The organism is Novosphingobium kalidii (assembly GCF_040534015.1).
In the GTDB taxonomy this organism is placed as follows: domain Bacteria; phylum Pseudomonadota; class Alphaproteobacteria; order Sphingomonadales; family Sphingomonadaceae; genus Novosphingobium; species Novosphingobium kalidii.
The window spans coordinates 129,012-147,154 of the sequence record NZ_JBEWLY010000014.1 but is presented as its reverse complement, the minus strand read 5'-3'; the positions used below and the strand labels follow the sequence as shown (position 1 = coordinate 147,154).

Genomic DNA, 18,143 nt, shown 5'->3' with positions numbered 1-18,143 from the left:
GTTCGGCCTGGTCCTTCCTTAGCGGCGGAAATAATCTTCGACGTTCTGGAAGGCGCGCAGCCCCTCAGGTGTCGCATTGCGAACGGGATCATCGGTGGGTGCCGGGTCACCGCGCCAAGCCGTCACGCGGAGGGGCGTGGCGGTCCACTCCTCGCGCGGGTCAAGCACGTGGGGACAGTTCGCGAGGACGACGATCACGTCCATCTCGGCGCGCAGGGTAACGGAACGATCGGGTTCGAACGGTCCCACGAGGGGCGTAATCGTTCCGTCTGTCTCGATCCGGGTGCCTTTGAACAGGTTAACACACGGATGGACGTCGCGCGGCTGCAAGCCGTGTTTTGCGGCGCCGAGCAGGAACCTGTCACGACCGTTGGGGCGGGTACCGCTGTTCCGACCGTCGCCGTACTTGGCGGCATTGGTGGCAGCATTGGACGTACCGCAGAACGTGTCGTGTGTGCCTGCGCTATCCTCCAGCATGCTCATCAACACGCGGCCCATGTCGGACAGCAGCAGCTTGCCTGCTCCCAGATAGGCATTCCACTGGACCTTCACGGTATCAGCGACGTTGAGCCGCTCCGAAGGCATTTCCGCGTTGAAGATTAGCAGCGAGGCGCACGCGTCTCCCTTGATGTCAATGAGGCGCAGCTGCGATCCGCGCGACAGCCGTCTTGTGGCGTAACCACCGGCGGCGATAGTCTCTTCCCAGAGCAGATCGCCGGGGGAGACACCGGCGGGGAGGTCCTTGGCGACGGGCGGCAGGACTGGCATCGCCTCGACCACGGTGCCCGCCATGGCGCGGGCATGGTCGCGAGCCGCCATGGGGTTTGCCAGTGTCTCTATCATGCAGAGGCTCCGATGGGTTTGCCGCTGGCACCTTCCTGTTCGTGGAGCGGCGGCAGCAAGGCGGTGGTGGTGACGAGCTGGAGTTGCTGTACCCCGCGCACTCTGCGCAGAGCGTCGCACAGTTCTTTCAGCCGCACGGCGGGGCCTTGCACGAGGAGAACCTCCAGCGACTGGTCCTCTTCCAGGAACACGTGCTGTGCGGAGATGACTTCTTTAAGGTAGTCCGCCTGCATTTCGGCAAGCTGGTGCCGGACGCGACCGCTATCGGCGCGATAGACGAGCGTGATCGTGCCAGCGAGCATCTCATCCGGGCGAATGAAGGCTTCGTGTTCTGCAAGAGCATGCCGGATCAACTCGGCGATCAGCTGTGAGCGGGAAGGAAGCCCGCGCTCCTCCACCATCATGTCCAGTTGTCGGAAGAGGTCAGCGGGAAGGCTCATACTGAGCCGCGCCAGACTTGCGGGTTCGGAACTCATACCAAATCCTCTCCAGTATTACTATTGTTGTCAAGTGTAATACCGGCGCTTTCGTTCGGAAGATTTTCCGGACGCTTGCGGAGAAGAAGGTCGTAAACCGCGGTGGCGCCAAACCTATGCGGGGCGTGCGGATCGTGCCGGCGTTTGTCGAAGGCGAGGACGCGCGTTCCCAAAGAGAATGCTTCGCGCAGGTCATGGGTCACCATGATTATGGTGAGTGAATAATCGCGCCAAAGCTTGGTGATGAGGGCATGCATGTCCGCCCGAATACCTGGGTCTAGCGCACCGAAGGGCTCGTCCAAAAGCAGGATGCGCGGGCGCTTAATGAGCGCCTGGGCGATCGCGAGCCGCTGCTGCATACCCCCCGACATCTGGGCCGGGTAGAGATGCAGACTGTCTCCAAGCCCGACAGCGTTGAGCATCTCGACTGCCTCTTGCTGCGCGGCGTGGCGAGCCTTGCCGAACAAGCGCGCTGAGAACGGCGCCTTCACGCATTCCAGCCCGAACATCGTATTTCGCAGCGCGGACAAGTGCGGGAACACGGAATACCGTTGGAACACCACGCCGCGATCTGGTCCGCATTCCGGCGCCAGGGGCTTGTCGTCGAGGAAGATGGCGCCGCGGCTTGGAGCCTCTTGTCCCAAAACAACCCGCAGCAGGCTGCTCTTGCCAGCACCGGAAGGACCGACAACCGACACGAATGAGCCGGCGGCGACGTCGAGGTTGACCCGTTCGAGGACGACCTTGTCGCCATATTCGACCCACACGTCGCGAAGGCTGAGGAGCGCGCTCAATGTCCAGCTCCATGCGCCCAAGGGAAGCAGCGACGGCTTAGGAAGGTAAGCGTCACATCCATGAGGATCGCCAGCAGTGCGATCCAGGCGACGTAAGGGATGATGACGTCCATCGAGAGATAGCGGCGCACCAGGAAGATGCGGTAACCAAGACCGACGTCGGCCGCGATCGCCTCTGCCGAAATGAGGAATACCCAGGCGGGTCCCAGTGCGAGGCGAACCGCCTGAAGCAGGCGCGGCATGGCCTGGGGCAGGGCCACGCGGATCATCACTTGCCAGCTGCTGGCGCCCAGCGTCTGGGCTTTGATGATCTGCTCTTTGGGTAACGCTGCAACGTGTGCGGTGATGTCACGAACCATTACCGGCGATATGCCGATCACGATCAAAGCAACTTTCGCCGTCTCGCCTAAACCCAGCGCGATGAAGAGAATGGGGAGTAACGCAATGGGCGGGATCACGGCTATGCCGGTGACGAGCGGGCCAAAGGTTGCGCGGACCGGGGGCAACACCCCAAGCACGAGCCCGACTACGAGTGCGGTGATCGTCGAGATTGCAAGGCCCAGTCCCAGGGTCTGCAAGCTGGCCAGCGTGTCGGCCCAGAACACGAACTGTCCTGACAGTTGGTCCCGCTCGAAGAGGAGGGCGGACATGCCCGCGACCATCGCGCGCGGCAAAGGCAGTATCTTGTCTGCCGGGTTCAGCGCGTGCCGCTGCGCAGCCACGACGAGATAGAGCAGCAGCAGGAGCAGTATCGGCAGGGCGCCCAGTAGCAGACGCTCGCCTCGCCGCGGCTGACGGTTCACCCAGCGCATGGTCGTCATATCACCTTGGTAAGTCGGAATTGGAGAGGCTTCACAGCTTCCCGTCGGCGGCCAGCTGCATGAAGCTAACGTCGAAGCGAAGCGTCACGCGCTGCGGATCGCCGAGCGTCTTGCCACCCGGAAATGCCATGCCGACCGCGTCGGCAGACGACGTTCCCTTGAACAGGCCCTTGGAAAAGCTGAAGTCGCGCACCCGCTGCATGTTCGTCATGAGCGTGGGCGAAGTTGTCGCGGCCACTGCTGCTTTCGGATCAGAATAAAGATGAGTGGTGGAAAGCTGGTCCTCGAAGGTTTGCCGGTCCGTACCCGCAAGCTTCGCCATCGCAGCGCGCGCCGCTTCGCCCTCGCTGTCCTGACGCAACATGAGCTGCACGGTCTCGTACCAGATGCCCGCCAGAGCCTTCCCGAGATTAGGGGTGGCCTTCAGGGTGGCGGTATCCACCACCATCAGGTCGAGGATCTCGCCGGGGATCTGCGCCGAGCTGAAGGCCAGGTTCGCACTGGGCTGAGCTTTCATCACGGAAAGCTGCGGATTCCACGCGACCGCGGCCGTTACGTGGGGGCTGGAGAAGGCGCCGACGATGTCCGCGTCCGAGGTGTTCACCGTCCTGATGTCCCTGAGGGTCAACCCGGCAGACTCCGCCGCGCGTGCGAGCAGATAATGCGAGACGGAAAGCTCGACGAGATTGACCTGCTTGCCCTTCAGAGCGCTGAGCGTATCCGCCCCTTTCATGACGAGCCCATCGTTGCCGTTGGAGTAGTCTCCGACGATGATGGCGCTCGTGTCCTTGCCCCCGGCGGCAGGGATGGTGAGGGCGTCCATGTTGGTTACGGTCACGCCATCGAACTTGCCGGCGTTGTATTGATTGATCGACTCAACGTAATCGTTCACTTGAACGATGTTGATTTTGATGCCGTACTTGTCGGCCCACTTCTTCACGATGCCGGCTTGCTGGGCGTAAGGCCACGGGATCCAGCCCGCGTAGATCGACCATCCGATGTTGAACTCGGTACGCGGCTCTGCCGGACCGCTCGGCCCCTGCGAACAGGAGGCCAGGAGGAGCGCTCCGGCGGCTAATGCGCTCCTGCATGCCTTGCGTACCGACCACACCATGATTCGTCCCCTTTCGCACTGCAGCATCGGTCCGCGAGACCGCCTTGTCCAGCACTGATATTACTAAGGGGAAAATTTGTAATACTATTCTTTGGGGCTTATGCGGCCGCGCACCGCAGTGGATCGGTTGCTGGACCGCGCGCGTCTGCTTTCCAATCGGCGGTGGCAGCGAAGACGCGCTCGACCATGTTTGCTTCTACTGGCGCGCTGAGATGGAAACCCTGCAGGTGTGTGCAGCCCGCTTCTGATGCGGTGGCGACAAGATGTTCTTCCGATACACCCTCGGCGACCACTTCGGCACCAATCTGGCGCGCCATGTTCACGGCGGCGTGGAAGACTGCCATCGATGTGGCGTTGGTGCCGACATCTTCTACCAGTGAGCGGTCGAGCTTGAGACGGTCGAAATCAAACGTCTTCATCATACAAAGCGAGGAGTAGCCGGTTCCGAAATCGTCGAGCGCGATCCGGAAGCCCGCGCTCCTTAACAGTTCGAGCGTAAGCAGTGCGCGGGTATTGCGCTCGATGGAAATCGTCTCGGTTACTTCGAGGTAGACCCGCTCCGGCTGGATCTGGTTCTTACGGCAACACTCAAGCAGGAAGCTGACAAAGCCGTCCTGCTGAAGCTGCAAAGGCGAAAGATTGAGGCTCATCGCCAAGCCGTTCCATCCAGAGAGATCAGACAGCGCTCGCTCGATGATCCAGGCGCCGAGCTGTGGCATTAGGCCGGAGCGTTCTGCCGCGGGAATGAACCTGGCAGGTGAGATGTCACCGAGCAGCCGATGCCGCCACCGGACCAGCGCTTCCACTTCATCGGCGCCGTCCGAAGCCGAATAGATCGGCTGGTAGACAACGCGAAGTTCGCCGGTCGTGAGCGCCTCGGCGAGGTCGCGCTCAAGGGCACGAGCCAGATCGCGCTCGTCCTCAAGGTCGTCCGTGAAGGGCGTGACCCGGTTGCGACCCTCGCGCTTTGACGCATACAGAGCCAGGTCAGCGCGATTGAGCAGAAGGTTTATGTCGTCGCTACTGCCGGCTGCAACCTCGATGAACCCTGCTGAGATCGTCACGGCAATCGAGTAGCCGTCGAATTCAAAAGGCTTGCGCATGTGTGCGGCCAAGGCGCTGCAGAGCGTTGTCGGCGTGGTGCCGTCGGCCGTCGTGCAGAAAATCGCGAATTCGTCACCGCCCACGCGCGCGATCAGGGCATCTTCGCCCAGGAAGCGAAGTACGCGCTCGCCCATGAGCCGCACCAATGTGTCACCTGCGGCGTGGCCATAGTCATCGTTGACGAACTTGAACCGATCGATGTCAAACGCAACAACGAAGGCGGAGCCTTCTCCAGCGGTCTTGCGAAGGCGTCGAGTGCTGCGCTCGATGAAGGCACGACGGTTCGGAAGTCCGGTCGCCGGGTCGGTGAAGGCGAGATTGCGCACTTGCAAGGCATTGCGGCGAAATGTCTCCAGCGGGATCGACAGTGCATTCAGTTCGCGCAGCTTGAACTTTTCAATGCCGAACTCGAGTTCGCCTTCGGCGAGCCGATGCAGTGCTCCGTGCATGCGCCGCAGGGCAGGCAAGATATTGCGCATGACATCCACCAAGACGCCAAGCGCGACGAGGAGGATGATCGTGCCGATCACGATCACTTGCGAGTGCCAGTCATGGGTCGAGCGCTCAAGTTGGGCATAGGCCTTGTCGCGCCTTAGCTGCGACTCTTCTGCCAGAATGGCGGCGGCCGCGAGCATGGCGTCGACGCGGTCTTCGCCTGCGTTCGAACCGGGAGCCGGCGCCATCACCGCCGCGACGACGCGGTCCAGATCCTCGAAGGCCGCGCGTTCGGAACTCCAGTCGAAAGCTTGCGCGCCGTCGAGCCGCAAGTTGTTCACGGCTTGGCCAATCTCCATTGCGGCGTCGGTGAGTTCGTCCGACGTGGCGGCTGCATCGGGATCTGCCGTACCAGCAGCCTTGTGTGACAGGAGGCGGAAGCGAACTACCAGCTTGAGCAACTGGCCGCTGTGCTCGGCCATGGAGATGGAGGTGCCAAGATCCTCGCTTTCGCTGCGCAGTGCCAGCGCGCGGCTTTGCGACACGACCTGAAGAGCGACTGTCGAGATGATGATCAGTATCAACGCACCGAGCAGACGTCGCTCGAGAGAGCCGAGGACGCCTTCCCGTAGTCTTGCGAGAACAGCTGTGACTTTCCGAAACATGGTGGCAACCCCTTTTGGCGCGGCCCGAACTGCGCGGGGCTCACCTACGGGTCTAAGGTTGACAAGATATCACCTCGTCAACGGATTTTTCGGCGGGATTCTGCCAAAAAACTGCCTCAAAACTGTAGCAATTCGGCGGCCCAGCAGCAGGCCATTTGCTGTCAGCGCGCTTCCGTATGCGTAAAGCGTCACCGTCTCCTTCGACCGCTCGATTCTGGCCCGCTTCGATATGTGTCCATGAGATGACGAGAGCTTCTCGCCCCGGGTGCTTAGAAGATGCTTTCATAACAACATCATCGCGACGGTGCCCGGCTGCTTAGGTTACAAGCCAAGTTCGGCGATCGCCCCGCCATCCACCTTGATGTCGCACCCCGTGACGTACGACGCCGCGCGCGTGCAGAGGAACTCCGCGACCGCAGCGATCTCATCGCCCGCACCCATTCGGCCGAGCGACACGCGTTCCATCATCGCACGCATTTGTTCGCTGGCGCTGGCTTCCGCCCGGCCCATTTCAGTGTCGATATAGCCGGGAGCGATGGAAACGATTCGCGCCCCTTTCGCTCCGAAGCGATTCGCCTCACGCGCGACCAGCAGCATGACCCCCAGCTTCGATATCGGATAGGCCATCTGCGGCGTCTGCGTGTAAGCGGCGACCGCATCCCTGCGATCCTCGTGCACCATAGCGCGGACCGCGGCGATCATCGTTGGCTGCGTGATCATATAGCCGGAAATGGATGAGATGAGCACTGCGCATCCGCCCGGCGCCATTCGGGCCGCCAAGCCGTCGAGCAAGCGTTCGGTGCCAAAGTAATTGACGTCCAGGATACGTTGCCCATCTCCCATCGTCGGCGAAAGCCCAGCCGTGTGGATGAGGGCCGAAATCGACTGGCCTTCCAGCAGCTCCACCAGCCGCTCGGGAAAGCGGGCGTCGGCGATGTCTCCCGTCAGCGTCGCTACGCGGGCTCCCTGCGCACGCAGATCGCTGGCAAGCACTTCAAGCTTCTCGGCGGAGACGTCGCTCAGGATCAAGGGCCGAGCCCGATCGGCCATTCGAAGAGCCGCAGGCTTGCCCATCCCGCCGGCGGCGCCAGTAATGATGATCGCGCCTTGTGGGTGATCCGCCTCGTTCATCTTGCATCCTCTCCGTCTTGCCGAGAGGCTGCATCGCTGCAGCCGCCGACACAAGGAGAAAGCGCGTCTTTACGCCCGGGCGATCCCAGCGCGGATTGCCCGGTCAGAAGACGGGGTCGTAGCCCGGAGGCACATCGCCGTTATCCCCGTCCCGACCGGGAACGTGGATGCCGCACTCGGTCTTGTCCCAACCCTTCCAGCGGCCCGATCGCGGGTCTTCGCCAGGTGCCACCTTGCTGGTGCAGGGCGAGCAGCCGATCGAGGGATACCCTGCTGCGACAAGGGGATGCGCGGGTAGGTCATGCTCGGCAATATAGGCGGCGATGGTCTCGGGCGCCCAGTCGATCAGAGGGTTGATCTTGAGACGGCCCTGCGCATCGGTGGTGTCGATCTCGAAGCGCGGGAGGCTGGAGCGCGTCGAAGCCTGAAACGCCTTGCGGCCGGTGATCGAAGCGTCGAACTGCGCCAGAGCCCTGGCCAGCGGCTTGACCTTGCGGATCTCGCAGCAACCGTCGGGGTCATAGGACCAGCGAAGGCCGCTCTCGTCTCGCTTGGCGAGATCCTCTGGATCGGGCACCAGATCGCGCAGATCGGTCAAACCGAGGCGCGAGACCAGTTCATCCCGATAAGCGAGAGTCTCCGGGAAGTGCTTGCCGGTCTCGAGGAACAGCACCGGTACGTTCGGGTCCACCCTGCTGACGAGGTGCAGCAGGACCGCGCTCTCGGCGCCGAAGCTGGACACGATCGCAACGTCGCCTGCCATCCGCTCGCGAAGCAGGGTCTCGAGCATCTCGACCGTCTCGGCACCGCGGAAAAGGCGGTTGAGGCGCACCGCATCCGAGTCCTGGAAGCGCGGCGAGCTATCAATCCGGTCGCGGACGCGTTCGGGGCTGCGCTGTTCGGCGCGGTTCTGTTCGGGCTTGCCTTCAAGCGCGTTGTACATGGTACCTGGTCCCTTCTGGGCATTCGCCCTTGCGGGTGTCTACTGTCGCCATGATCAAATGGGTTATGGGTACCGCGGAGTCGACGAAGAAAAAGGAGCAGGGGGTTTAGCTTGGTTTTCAACGCGGGAGACGGTGCCCCGACGTGCAGCGCGCCGCGACCCTCGTCATCCCGCGGTCTTGCGCGGGAGGCGAGGGACGGTTGATGCTCAGGCGGGGTGGCGCTTGGCCCAGATCGGCTGGCGCTGGTCCGCAGCGGCCTGGTAGACGTCATCCCAGCGATCGAACGCGGCTTGCGCGTCATCGGGGTTGAGCGGCCTCTCGGGCGCGAAGGCGTCGAATCCACAACGTTTCAGATGGCTGAGCATGTCGATCACGACGTCGCCCACCGCGCGGATTTCACCGGTGAAGCCGGCCTCGCGCAGCACGCGGGCCGAGGAGTAGCCGCGCCCGTCGGTCCAGGCAGGGAAGTTGACCTCGATCAGGCGCAGCCGGTCCAGGTACGGCAGCAGTTCGCGTGCGTCATCGCCCGGCTCGATGCGAACGGCAGTCGCATTGGTCTGCTCGGCGAAAGCATCGACCGTCACCGCCGGATCGGTCACCAGCTCATCGTCACGGAAGCGGAACTGCACGTCAGACATGGGCTGCTTTCTTGTTCAGGCGCGTGGGACGGATGGGATCGGGCCACTTAGCCATACAGCGCCTCCTTGAAGGGAGCCATGCCGATGCGGCGGTACGTATCGAGGAAGCGTTCGCCTTGCTCGCGCTGCGCGAGGTAGACTTGCGTCGCCTTGTCGACTGCGTCGACGATGCCGTCCTCGTCGAAGCCAGGGCCGGTGATCTGCCCGAGCGACGTGTCCGCGCCCTCGGACCCGCCGAGCAGGAGCTGATAGTTCTCCTTGCCCTTACGGTCGACGCCCAGGATGCCGATGTGGCCGGCGTGGTGGTGACCGCAAGCGTTGATGCAGCCGGAGATCTTCAGCTTCATCTCGCCGATCTCATCCTGCCTCGTGGCGAAGCGTTCGGAGATCTTCTGCGCCACCGGGATCGAGCGCGCGTTGGCGAGGCTGCAGTAGTCGAGGCCCGGACAAGCGATGATGTCGCCCATCAAATCGAGGTTGGCGGTGCCGAGATCGGCCGCATCCAGCTTCTTCCACAGCGTGTAGAGGTCGGCCTTGCGCACATGCGGGAAAACAATGTTCTGCGCGTGCGTGACCCGCAGCTCGTCGAAGCTGTATTCCTTGGCGATGTCGGCCATCAGGCGGATCTGGTCTGCCGTGGCATCGCCAGGAATGCCGCCGACCGGCTTCAGGCTGACCGTCGCGATGATGTAGCCGGCCTGCTTGTGAGCTTGCGTGTTGCGCTCGACCCATAGGCGGAAGTCGGGATCGCTGAGGTCCAGCTCGTCCGAAAGACCCGTCTCGTAAGCGGGGTCGAGGAAGTACTGCTTGATCCGCTCCAGCTCGGCGAGCGGCGGCTCGATACCCTGGCTCAGCAGGTGCTGGAACTCTTCCTCGACCTGGCGGGTGTATTCTTCCTTGCCGAGTTCATGGACGAGGATCTTGATCCGCGCCTTGTACTTGTTGTCGCGCCGGCCGTAGCGGTTGTACACGCGCAGGCACGCCTCGGAATAGGTGATGAGCTGGTCGAGCGGCACGAACTCGCGGATCATCGGACCGATCATCGGCGTGCGGCCCATGCCGCCACCGACGTAGAACTGGGCGCCGATTTCACCGGCAGCGTTCTTCACCATCTGGATGCCGATGTCGTGCAGCTTCATCGCCGCGCGGTCTACGTCGCTGGCGATCACCGCGATCTTGAACTTGCGCGGCAGCGTCAGGAATTCGGGATGGAAGCTGGACCACTGGCGCAGCAGCTCGGCATAAGGGCGCGGGTCGATGATCTCGTCCGCGGCGGCGCCGGCGTACTGGTCGGAGCTGATGTTGCGGATGCAGTTGCCGCTGGTCTGGATGGCGTGCATCTCGACACTGGCGAGATCAGCCAGGATTTGCGGCGTGTCTTCCAGCTTGATCCAGTTGTACTGGATGTTCTGGCGCGTAGTGAAGTGCCCGTAGCCGCGGTCGTACTTGTCCGCGATATCACCCAGCATCCGCATCTGCGTGGAGCTGAGCGTGCCATAAGGCACTGCGACACGCAGCATGTAGGCATGAAGCTGGAGGTAGAGCCCGTTCTGCAGGCGCAAGGGGCGGAACTGCTCTTCCGTCAGCTCGCCCGAGAGGCGGCGGCGCACCTGGTCGGCGAATTCGGCGACGCGGGTGTCGACCATCTGCTGGTCGTACTGGTCGTATTTATACATCTCAGATCACCCAGTTCCCGGCCTCGGGATCGGCCGGCTTGAGAGTCAGGTCAGGGCGCACGGTGGGTCCGAGCGCGCGAATGCGGTCCTTGATATGCGCGGGGCGCACGCCGTCTGGTGTCAGTTCGCCGTCGATGACGTAAGCGGCGAACACGTTCTGCGCCGCTTCTTCCCGCGCGATGAGGGAAGTGCCGTTGTCGGCCACGTCGACCGCGTCGTTCACGTGGAGCGACCAGCCCTGGCCGTCCCACCAGATGACGGCGCCGGTCTTGAGGTCGTTGCCGGTCAGGATCTTCACTGTGTTGCCTCCAGCGCGATATCGCATAGGGTCTCGTCGGGTGCTGCCGCCACCTCGCCGATGACGATCAGGGCAGGGCTGCGAACGCGCTGCTCCTGCACGAGGTCGGGCAAGCCTGCAAGCGGGCCGCGCAAGACGCGCATCTCTGTCCGCGTGGCATTCTCGATCACGGCAACGGGCGTCTCCGGCGCGAGGCCATCGGCCATCAGCTTTTCGGCAATGTCAGTCGCGTTGGCTACGCCCATGAAAATTACCAGCGTACGGCCCCGGCCGGCAAGACCGGCCCAGTTCTGCTCGGCCAAGCCCTTGCACTGGCCGGCGACGAAACTGACGATGGAGGCGCTGTCGCGGTGGGTGAGGGGGATCTGCGCGGCTGCCGAAGCCCCCAGCGCCGAGGTAATGCCGGGCACGACTTGCACCGGAACGCCAGCGGCGCGGCAGGCTTCCGCTTCCTCGCCGCCACGGCCGAAGATGAAGGGATCGCCGCCTTTGAGGCGCACGACATCGTTGCCGGCCAGCGCCTCGCGCACCAGCAGCGCGTTGATCGCGTCCTGCGCCATCGTGTGGCGGGAGCGGGCCTTGGCCACGGAGACCAGACGCGCGCCCGGACGCGCCATCGACAGGATCTCGGGCGAAACCAGACCGTCGTGGACGATCAGCCCGGTGGACATGATCAACCGTGCCGCGCGCAGCGTGAGCAGGTCGGGATCACCGGGACCCGCACCGACCAGCTGGACGGTGCCGATCCGGAAACCGGATGGAGAGACTGAGTCTTGCATGGTGCCCCAGATGGAGGGGCACTGCGGTATGTGCCAGCCAGAATGGCTTCGCGAGCCGGAAGGCGAACTTTAGGAGCGCTCCAACAAGTTTCGATGGCCCGGCGCATGGTGCGGGGTGGTTGAAAGAGGCCTTCACCCACCCGCATCCGCACCCGCCCTGCGGCGGAGTTCCCTCCGTTGCAGGCTCCCGCCAGACCAGTTCAAGCGATGTGACGCACTTTACGCGTAAGCAAGTGAACGGTTCTGCGCGGTCGGCATGTTCTGCGATGTCCCGTTGGTGCGGAAGGCGCCGGTGAGTTCGGCCAGCGTCGCGACCTCGCTTGTCAGGCTGCGGGCCGCGGCTGAGGTCTGCTCCACCATCGCGGCATTCTGCTGCGTGGACTGATCCATCGTGCCGACAGCCGAGGTGATTTCGCTGATCGCCACCGATTGCGCGCCGTTGTCGCGTGCCATATCGCCGAGCAGGGCATGGACCTGGCTGACGTCACCCGAAATGTCGGCAAGCGCGGTATTGACTTTCTGCACCATGTTCACTGCGACGCGGATATCGGTCTGGGTGGCGGTCAACTGATCACGGGCGCGACCGGCCTCTTCCTCAGCGCGCATCGCCAGCGCCGACACCAGATCGGCGACGACAGCGAAGCCACGGCCCGCCTCACCGGCACGGCCGGCCTCGACGGCGGCATTCATGGCCAGCACCCGCGTCTGGAAGGCGATCTTGTCGAGACCCTCGATCACGCCGTCGATGCCCTTGGCGCCATCGGCGACGCGAGTCATCGCCTGCACGGCCTCGTCGGTGATCTCGCGACCGTCGCTCACGGTTTTGATCGCCTGATCCGCGCGTGTCACCGTCGCCCGTGCCGCGCCGGCGCCTGCTTTGAGTCTGCCATCCATTTGCGTGATGGCGGCCGAGGTCTCCTCCAAGCTCGCCGCGTTGCTTTCGGTCCGTCGGGCGAGGTCTTCGGAAGCTTTGGAAATCTCGTTTATGCCTGAGTCTATCCGAGCCGTCCCCTCAGCAACGGCGGCGATCATTTCGCGAATTTTGGCCAGTGTCCCGTTGTAGCTACGCTCAAGCGCGGCGAAGCTCTCCGGCATGCCCGATAGCTGGCGCGTGAGATCCCCCCCGGCCAGCGCGTCCAGCGCCTGCTCGAGTTGGGCTACCGCCAGGTTCCGCGAAGCCTGCGCTTCCTCGAAATAGACCGACAGTGACAATTCCATGTCGAGCAGTGCTGCCTTGGCCAGCGCAATGCTCGTCTCGTGCGCCGTCTCAGGCCGAAAGAAGGCGGCGATGCGCTTGCGAAGCGGCAGGCGCTTCGCGACGCCGCGGACGAGCTCCTCCACGACAAGCGCGTAACTTCCTACGTACCAACGCGGCTCCAGCCCGATGCGCGCATGGACAGCGCCGATCCGGCGCGTGCTTTCCATGTACTTGGTATCGAAATCGGCCCCGGACAAATGCTCCCAGTGCTTCTCCTGCGCGGCCTTGGCTCGAGCCATGTGCTGCTCGTCGTTGAAGAAGCGCGCCGTTTCAGGCGTAAGCCGCGCGCGCGCGTAGAAACGATCCAGCGCCTCACCGATCATTCTGCGGATCGCTGGCTGCGCCGCACGCAAGGTGGCGCGTTGGGCCGGGCCGAACTCCATGAAATCAAGACGGGGGCGAAGGTCGTCGGACAAGGGGAACTCCTGAAAACCGGGCGAATGTTCATTGCCGTTTTTTGTCATTCTAGGAGGTTCCCCGCACATCCGATGCGGCGTTCATAAAAATGTCCTATTCGCACCACACAAGGTGCGGCGGACCAGGAAAGGCCAAGAGGCGATTTTAGGGTATTTTACCTAACTGTTTGAATTAATTGATTGTTTTGCGGTCTGGTGTGACAAGAGTGATAGTCGGCCTCACTGTTGTCGACGTGCCTGTAAGCGATGCCAGTGAGCGCAATATCCGTCAGGACCCACACAACTCATATCGTGTGAAAACCGCCAAACAGCTTGCTCGCCGTCGTTCTAATTTGGCCGGTCCGGCAGGCGGGCGAAGGGAAGCGCTTGCGCGAGCGGATCACGCCCCCCTTCGCCGATCCGTTTATTTGGGCGAGAGCACCATCAGCATCTGACGGCCTTCCATGCGCGGATAGGCCTCGATCTTGGCGACTTCCGCCACATCGGCCTGTACGCGGCGGAGCAGGTCCATGCCTAGCTGCTGGTGCGAAAGTTCACGACCGCGGAAGCGCAGTGTTACCTTCACTTTGTCGCCATCATCGATGAAGCGCAGCACATTGCGCATCTTCACGTCGTAGTCGTGATCGTCGATGTTCGGACGCATCTTGATCTCTTTGATCTCCTGCGTCTTCTGCGACTTGCGAGCCAGATTGGCCTTCTTCTGCGCTTCGTAGCGGAATTTGCCCACATCCAGGAACTTGCAGACCGGCGGGTCCGCGTTGGGCGAAACTTCGACCAGGTCCAAGCCTACCGCAGCTGCCTGCTCGATCGCCTCACGCGTGTACAGGACGCCCAGGTTCTCTCCGTTTTCATCGATCACGCGGACTTTGTCTGACTGGATCAGATTGTTGTAGCGCGGTCCGCTCTTGACCGGTGGCGTCATCATGCGCCGGGGTGGGGGTGCTATATGCGTTCTCCTGTATCGTTCATACGTCGTGGCGAAGTGCACGGGTGAATACTGCGAATCACCCATACACGCAAAGTGTGAATACGCGCGGCTACCGCTGCCGAGCGCTTTCGTCATCCCTGTTTACAAAGATATAGGAATTCAGGCCACCGCGCGCCAGAGGGGATACTGCACCAGACGTCCTCGTGCGGGCAGGATCGCGTCGATCCCACTGGCCGGCTGCATGGCCGAGAGGATTACCGGCGATGCGGCGTCCATCCCGCCGGTGAGAGAACCGAAAGCCGGCAAGATCATGCGCCGTTCGCTGGCGACCGTGCAGGCGCGCGCAATGCGGCGGCCGCGTGCTGCCAGCATCAGGCGGGGATGGAAATGGCCGGAAAGCTCAGGCGCAGTCTCGCCCGCACGCGCCTTATGACGCAGCACCACGCCGCTCAGCATCGTTTCCTCCAGAACCTCGCCGCCGACGCCCTTCTCGAGCGAAGGGTCGTGGTTGCCGACGATCCACACCCAATCGACTGCGCGGGTGAGCGCGGCAAGCATGCCGGCCGCATGGGGCTCAAGCCGGTTGGCGCCGCCATCGTCGTGGAAGTTGTCGCCCAGCGCGATGACGCGGCGCGCGCCGGTCTCGCGAATGGCGAGAGCCAGGCGTTCCAGCGTCTCCCGGCTGTCATAGGGAGGCAGCATCTGCCCGGTGCCCGCGAAGAAGCTCGCCTTTTCCAAGTGCAGGTCCGCGACCAACAATGCCTGCTCGCGCGGCCAGTAGAGCGCGCGTCCCTCTGCGCCGTGGCCGACGAGCCGGAATTCTTCACCACAGAACGAAAAGGGAACCATGACATGCCCTTGCCGGAGGCGGCGGGATTTGGCAAGCCGGTCGGATGACCGACTGGACACCTTACACCGCCCGCGCCCGCGACTGGTTCGAGCACTTGCGCAACGCCATCTGCGCCGAGTTCGAAGCAATCGAACGCGAGGCGGGAAGCGATGCCACGTTCGAGTATTCCCCGTGGAAGCGCGAGGCTCTTGAGGGGGAAGGGGAGGACACCGGCGGCGGCACGCGCGGCCTGATGAAGGGCAAGGTGTTCGAGAAAGTTGGCGTCAACGTTTCTACCGTGGCAGGCGGTTTGGCGAAGGACTTTGCGGCTACGATCAATGGCGCAAGTGCCGAGCAGAATGCCTTCTCCGCCACCGGAATCAGCCTGGTCGCCCATATGGCAAACCCGCACGTGCCCGCCGTGCACATGAACACGCGCTTCCTGACGACCACGAAAGCCTGGTTCGGGGGCGGCGCTGATCTCAATCCCCCGCTCCCTTATCCTGACGACACCGCCGAGTTCCACGCTACGTTCAAGGCGGCCTGCGACGGCTTCGCGCCCGATGCCTATGAACGCTACAAGGCTTGGGCTGACGAGTACTTCTACATCCCGCACCGGGGCGTGCACCGCGGTGTCGGGGGCATCTTCTACGACCATCTGGACTGCTCGGACGAAGCGGCTTGGGAAGCGAACTTCGCCTTCACCAAGGCAGTCGGAGAGGCGTTCCTCGTCGTGTTCCCGCGCATTGTGCGCCGTCGCATGGGGCAGGTGTGGGCACCTGAGGACAAGGCGCGCCAACTGGAATGGCGCGGTCGCTATGCAGAGTTCAATCTCGTCTACGATCGAGGCACGCTGTTCGGCCTCAAGACGGGTGGGAACATCGACGCGATTCTGATGAGCCTGCCACCGGAAGCAACCTGGAGCTGACGCCACGGCACACTCTCAAGGAGCCTGCGCTTCCAGGCTGAACCGGTCTCGAGACGTCGGGGTCCTTGCGGCCCCTTGGGGTCCCATGAGTGCCATCAGCCAGTGCGAATGGTGCGGTTGCCTGCTCCATCGAAGCACTTGACGTAGCCCTTGTAGCCGATCTCGTCTTCGGCACCGGGCGGCATGATGATGATCTCCATCGCGGTCAGTCCTGCGTCGCCTTCCTCCGTTCCAGGGCGCAACATGACGGTGAGACCGTTCTCCGCGAACTGCGCAGGGCCGGTTCGCGGCAGAACGATCAGCTTGCCGTTGAGTTTGATCGCGCCCGCACCCTCGGTCTCATAGAGGAACGATGGAAAGGCGACCTCGGTCAGCACCACGGCGCAGCGGCCCTGCCGTCCTCCGAGCGCCTGGATATCGGCCTCGGTCATAGTCTCGGGCTTGATGAGCGCAGTGGCGACGTTCGCCAACGCCTTACCGGCAGGCACAATCGGGGCGGGGGTGGGCGCCGGATCGACTTGGGCCTCTCGGTCGTTTCCGACCGCGCTGTTCTGGTTACAGGCAGACAAGGCCAGCGCCAGGGAGGCGCCGATCAGGCTGGATCGAGCGAGACGTATCACTGCTCCAACTCCTCAGGCAGGTGGTTGCTGATCCGAACGCCATTCTTGTCGATGTCTTCGATCAGGTACTTCATCTGCGCAATCTCACGCCGCTGGGCGAGGATGATGTCGCGCGCCAGTTTGCGCACGCGGGGATCACGGATATGCGCCCGCTCGCTGGTCATGATCGCTATCGAATGGTGCGGTATCATGGCGCGCATGTACTCCGTGTCAGTCACGGTGGTCTGGCTGCGCACGAGCCAGAGCGCCAAGGCGAACACGAAAGCGGCGACGCCGAGCAGAATAAAGTTCTTAGTCCTGTTCTTGTACATGCCCCACATGAAGCCAAGCATCACGACCATCATCGCCGCGCCCATGACGAAGGCCATCCAGAAGCGGGTCTCGCTCCAGAAAACGTGGTCGATGGTGTAGACGTTCAGATACATCAACACGAACATGACAACCGTGCTCGTGCCGATCATCGCCATGAAACGCACATACATGCTCATGCCGCCACCATGGCTTTCTTGCTTGTGCGCGCTCTCTTCGGCCATTTTGTTCTCCTGCTGCTTTCACGAACGTCGCGATGCATCGGAGGTTTCATGTATTCAGCTCGATGCCCCTTCTTTGCCCGCCTACCGTCAGCCCGGCGAAGCGGCAGAGCCAGCCAGCAGCCCCCCATCGATGTTCACTTCAGACCCTGTGACGTAAGTCGCTTCATCCGACGCGAGCGTCACCGCTATGGCCGCAACTTCCTCAGGCATCCCGAAGCGCTTCAGCGGCGTGTCCGCGGTGAGCGCCTGCATTCTGGCGTCCCGGTCAGGGCCGCTGCCCAGCATCGGCTCCCAGATCGGCGTCAGGATGGCGGCGGGATGAATGGAGTTGCAGCGGATGCGCCAGCCTTGTTGCGCGCAGTAGAGCGCGACCGTCTTGGTATGGTTGCGGATCGCCGCCTTTGACGAGGCGTAAGCTGCCGCTCCGGGAATGCCCACCAGCCCCGAGCGCGAGGAGATGTTGATGATCGAGCCGGTGCCGGCACGCTTCATGGCGCCCATCGCATAACGGCAGCCGAGGAACGTCCCCTCCAGGTTGACCCGATGAACCTCGCGCCAATCCGCAAGGCTGGCATGTTCCGGGTCGTGGGGCACCATGCCCGCTTCGAACCCCGTCACCCCGGCATTATTGACCACCACGTCAGCTACGGGAACGACAGCCGCTAACCGCGACCAGTCAGCCTCTTCCCGCACATCGAGAGGTTCGAACCGACAGCCGAGCTCGGCAGCCGTTGCCGCTCCATTCGCTGTGTCGATGTCGGTGACGATGACGATCGCACCTTCGGCCTGGAAGCGCGCAGCAATGGCGCGGCCGATGCCCCGCGCAGCGCCGGTGATGACGCACAGCTTGTTATTCATTCTTTGCATGATGTTCTCGAGCCAGAGTCCAGTTGGCGGATCGCTCCGCTGGCGT

19 protein-coding genes are annotated in these 18,143 nt (G+C 62.9%); 1 reads left to right on the top strand and 18 read right to left on the bottom strand.

Features of this window, described 5'->3' with window-relative positions:
- Positions 1 to 18: 18 nt before the first annotated feature.
- From ABVV53_RS10505 to pdeM, 15 genes are all read right to left on the bottom strand, one after another.
- Positions 19 to 843, bottom strand: coding sequence for an urea amidolyase associated protein UAAP1 (locus ABVV53_RS10505; protein WP_353984378.1), 825 nt, complete (start codon positions 841 to 843; stop codon positions 19 to 21).
- Entirely contained in the window at positions 840 to 1,319 is a 480-nt protein-coding gene (locus tag ABVV53_RS10500) for a CopG family ribbon-helix-helix protein (RefSeq protein WP_353984377.1), read from the bottom strand. The genes ABVV53_RS10505 and ABVV53_RS10500 overlap by 4 nt, the downstream gene beginning before the upstream one ends.
- Entirely contained in the window at positions 1,316 to 2,113 is a 798-nt protein-coding gene (locus tag ABVV53_RS10495) for an ATP-binding cassette domain-containing protein (RefSeq protein WP_353984416.1), read from the bottom strand. Before ABVV53_RS10495 ends, ABVV53_RS10500 begins: the two co-directional genes overlap by 4 nt.
- A complete protein-coding gene (locus tag ABVV53_RS10490; protein ID WP_353984415.1) occupies positions 2,110 to 2,925 on the bottom strand; it encodes an ABC transporter permease in 816 nt (271 codons plus the stop codon). The genes ABVV53_RS10495 and ABVV53_RS10490 overlap by 4 nt, the downstream gene beginning before the upstream one ends.
- Positions 2,926 to 2,965: 40 nt before the next feature.
- The gene (locus ABVV53_RS10485) at positions 2,966 to 4,048 is read right to left on the bottom strand and encodes a putative urea ABC transporter substrate-binding protein (RefSeq protein ID WP_353984376.1); all 1,083 of its coding nucleotides are present in this window, start codon (positions 4,046 to 4,048) and stop codon (positions 2,966 to 2,968) included.
- A gap of 98 nt (positions 4,049 to 4,146) precedes the next feature.
- Positions 4,147 to 6,252, bottom strand: a complete 2,106-nt coding sequence (locus ABVV53_RS10480; protein WP_353984375.1) for a putative bifunctional diguanylate cyclase/phosphodiesterase — start codon at positions 6,250 to 6,252, stop codon at positions 4,147 to 4,149.
- Between the two features lie 321 nt (positions 6,253 to 6,573).
- A complete protein-coding gene (locus tag ABVV53_RS10475) occupies positions 6,574 to 7,383 on the bottom strand; it encodes an SDR family oxidoreductase (RefSeq protein WP_353984374.1) in 810 nt (269 codons plus the stop codon).
- A 103-nt stretch (positions 7,384 to 7,486) separates the two neighbouring features.
- Positions 7,487 to 8,326, bottom strand: a complete 840-nt coding sequence (locus ABVV53_RS10470) for a phosphoadenylyl-sulfate reductase (RefSeq protein WP_353984373.1) — start codon at positions 8,324 to 8,326, stop codon at positions 7,487 to 7,489.
- 207 nt (positions 8,327 to 8,533) lie between these two features.
- Entirely contained in the window at positions 8,534 to 8,965 is a 432-nt protein-coding gene (locus ABVV53_RS10465; protein WP_353984372.1) for a DUF934 domain-containing protein, read from the bottom strand.
- Positions 8,966 to 9,012: 47 nt separating this feature from the next.
- Positions 9,013 to 10,641: a nitrite/sulfite reductase gene (locus ABVV53_RS10460; protein WP_353984371.1), complete on the bottom strand. Its 1,629-nt coding sequence runs from the start codon at positions 10,639 to 10,641 to the stop codon at positions 9,013 to 9,015.
- A gap of 1 nt (position 10,642) precedes the next feature.
- On the bottom strand, positions 10,643 to 10,939 hold the full coding sequence (locus tag ABVV53_RS10455) for a DUF2849 domain-containing protein (RefSeq protein WP_353984370.1): 297 nt from the start codon (positions 10,937 to 10,939) through the stop codon (positions 10,643 to 10,645).
- Positions 10,936 to 11,718 carry a uroporphyrinogen-III C-methyltransferase gene (gene cobA / locus ABVV53_RS10450; protein ID WP_353984369.1) on the bottom strand — a complete coding sequence of 261 codons (783 nt, stop codon included), beginning with the start codon at positions 11,716 to 11,718 and terminating at the stop codon, positions 10,936 to 10,938. The genes ABVV53_RS10455 and cobA overlap by 4 nt, the downstream gene beginning before the upstream one ends.
- Positions 11,719 to 11,937: 219 nt before the next feature.
- On the bottom strand, positions 11,938 to 13,440 hold the full coding sequence (locus tag ABVV53_RS10445) for a methyl-accepting chemotaxis protein (protein ID WP_419956774.1): 1,503 nt from the start codon (positions 13,438 to 13,440) through the stop codon (positions 11,938 to 11,940).
- Positions 13,441 to 13,795: 355 nt separating this feature from the next.
- Positions 13,796 to 14,317 carry a translation initiation factor IF-3 gene (infC, locus tag ABVV53_RS10440; protein WP_353984367.1) on the bottom strand — a complete coding sequence of 174 codons (522 nt, stop codon included), beginning with the start codon at positions 14,315 to 14,317 and terminating at the stop codon, positions 13,796 to 13,798.
- Positions 14,318 to 14,479: 162 nt separating this feature from the next.
- Entirely contained in the window at positions 14,480 to 15,169 is a 690-nt protein-coding gene (gene pdeM, locus ABVV53_RS10435) for a ligase-associated DNA damage response endonuclease PdeM (protein ID WP_353984366.1), read from the bottom strand.
- A gap of 44 nt (positions 15,170 to 15,213) precedes the next feature.
- Between pdeM and hemF the strand changes: the two genes are divergently transcribed.
- Complete coding sequence (hemF, locus tag ABVV53_RS10430) at positions 15,214 to 16,077, top strand: oxygen-dependent coproporphyrinogen oxidase (RefSeq protein WP_353984365.1); 864 nt, start codon at positions 15,214 to 15,216, stop codon at positions 16,075 to 16,077.
- 95 nt (positions 16,078 to 16,172) lie between these two features.
- On the opposite strand, the gene ABVV53_RS10425 is transcribed toward hemF, so the two are convergent.
- From ABVV53_RS10425 to ABVV53_RS10415, 3 genes are all read right to left on the bottom strand, one after another.
- Positions 16,173 to 16,697 carry a DUF6692 family protein gene (locus ABVV53_RS10425; protein WP_353984364.1) on the bottom strand — a complete coding sequence of 175 codons (525 nt, stop codon included), beginning with the start codon at positions 16,695 to 16,697 and terminating at the stop codon, positions 16,173 to 16,175.
- Entirely contained in the window at positions 16,694 to 17,158 is a 465-nt protein-coding gene (locus tag ABVV53_RS10420) for a DUF305 domain-containing protein (protein ID WP_419956775.1), read from the bottom strand. The genes ABVV53_RS10425 and ABVV53_RS10420 overlap by 4 nt, the downstream gene beginning before the upstream one ends.
- Before the next feature lie 159 nt (positions 17,159 to 17,317).
- Positions 17,318 to 18,097, bottom strand: coding sequence for an SDR family oxidoreductase (locus ABVV53_RS10415; RefSeq protein WP_353984362.1), 780 nt, complete (start codon positions 18,095 to 18,097; stop codon positions 17,318 to 17,320).
- Positions 18,098 to 18,143 lie beyond the last annotated feature (46 nt).

What these genes read in the sequence shown, in the direction of transcription:
- ABVV53_RS10505 (WP_353984378.1), bottom strand. Translation starts at nt 843, where the DNA reads ATGATAGAGACACTGGCAAACCCCATGGCGGCTCGCGACCATGCCCGC.
- infC (WP_353984367.1), bottom strand. Translation starts at nt 14,317, where the DNA reads ATGATGACGCCACCGGTCAAGAGCGGACCGCGCTACAACAATCTGATC.
- ABVV53_RS10485 (WP_353984376.1), bottom strand. Translation starts at nt 4,048, where the DNA reads ATGGTGTGGTCGGTACGCAAGGCATGCAGGAGCGCATTAGCCGCCGGA.
- ABVV53_RS10480 (WP_353984375.1), bottom strand. Translation starts at nt 6,252, where the DNA reads ATGTTTCGGAAAGTCACAGCTGTTCTCGCAAGACTACGGGAAGGCGTC.
- ABVV53_RS10475 (WP_353984374.1), bottom strand. Translation starts at nt 7,383, where the DNA reads ATGAACGAGGCGGATCACCCACAAGGCGCGATCATCATTACTGGCGCC.
- ABVV53_RS10445 (WP_419956774.1), bottom strand. Translation starts at nt 13,440, where the DNA reads ATGACAAAAAACGGCAATGAACATTCGCCCGGTTTTCAGGAGTTCCCC.
- ABVV53_RS10500 (WP_353984377.1), bottom strand. Translation starts at nt 1,319, where the DNA reads ATGAGTTCCGAACCCGCAAGTCTGGCGCGGCTCAGTATGAGCCTTCCC.
- pdeM (WP_353984366.1), bottom strand. Translation starts at nt 15,169, where the DNA reads ATGGTTCCCTTTTCGTTCTGTGGTGAAGAATTCCGGCTCGTCGGCCAC.
- ABVV53_RS10420 (WP_419956775.1), bottom strand. Translation starts at nt 17,158, where the DNA reads ATGATCGGCACGAGCACGGTTGTCATGTTCGTGTTGATGTATCTGAAC.
- ABVV53_RS10490 (WP_353984415.1), bottom strand. Translation starts at nt 2,925, where the DNA reads ATGCGCTGGGTGAACCGTCAGCCGCGGCGAGGCGAGCGTCTGCTACTG.
- ABVV53_RS10415 (WP_353984362.1), bottom strand. Translation starts at nt 18,097, where the DNA reads ATGCAAAGAATGAATAACAAGCTGTGCGTCATCACCGGCGCTGCGCGG.
- ABVV53_RS10465 (WP_353984372.1), bottom strand. Translation starts at nt 8,965, where the DNA reads ATGTCTGACGTGCAGTTCCGCTTCCGTGACGATGAGCTGGTGACCGAT.
- ABVV53_RS10460 (WP_353984371.1), bottom strand. Translation starts at nt 10,641, where the DNA reads ATGTATAAATACGACCAGTACGACCAGCAGATGGTCGACACCCGCGTC.
- cobA (WP_353984369.1), bottom strand. Translation starts at nt 11,718, where the DNA reads ATGCAAGACTCAGTCTCTCCATCCGGTTTCCGGATCGGCACCGTCCAG.
- ABVV53_RS10470 (WP_353984373.1), bottom strand. Translation starts at nt 8,326, where the DNA reads ATGTACAACGCGCTTGAAGGCAAGCCCGAACAGAACCGCGCCGAACAG.
- hemF (WP_353984365.1), top strand. Translation starts at nt 15,214, where the DNA reads ATGACCGACTGGACACCTTACACCGCCCGCGCCCGCGACTGGTTCGAG.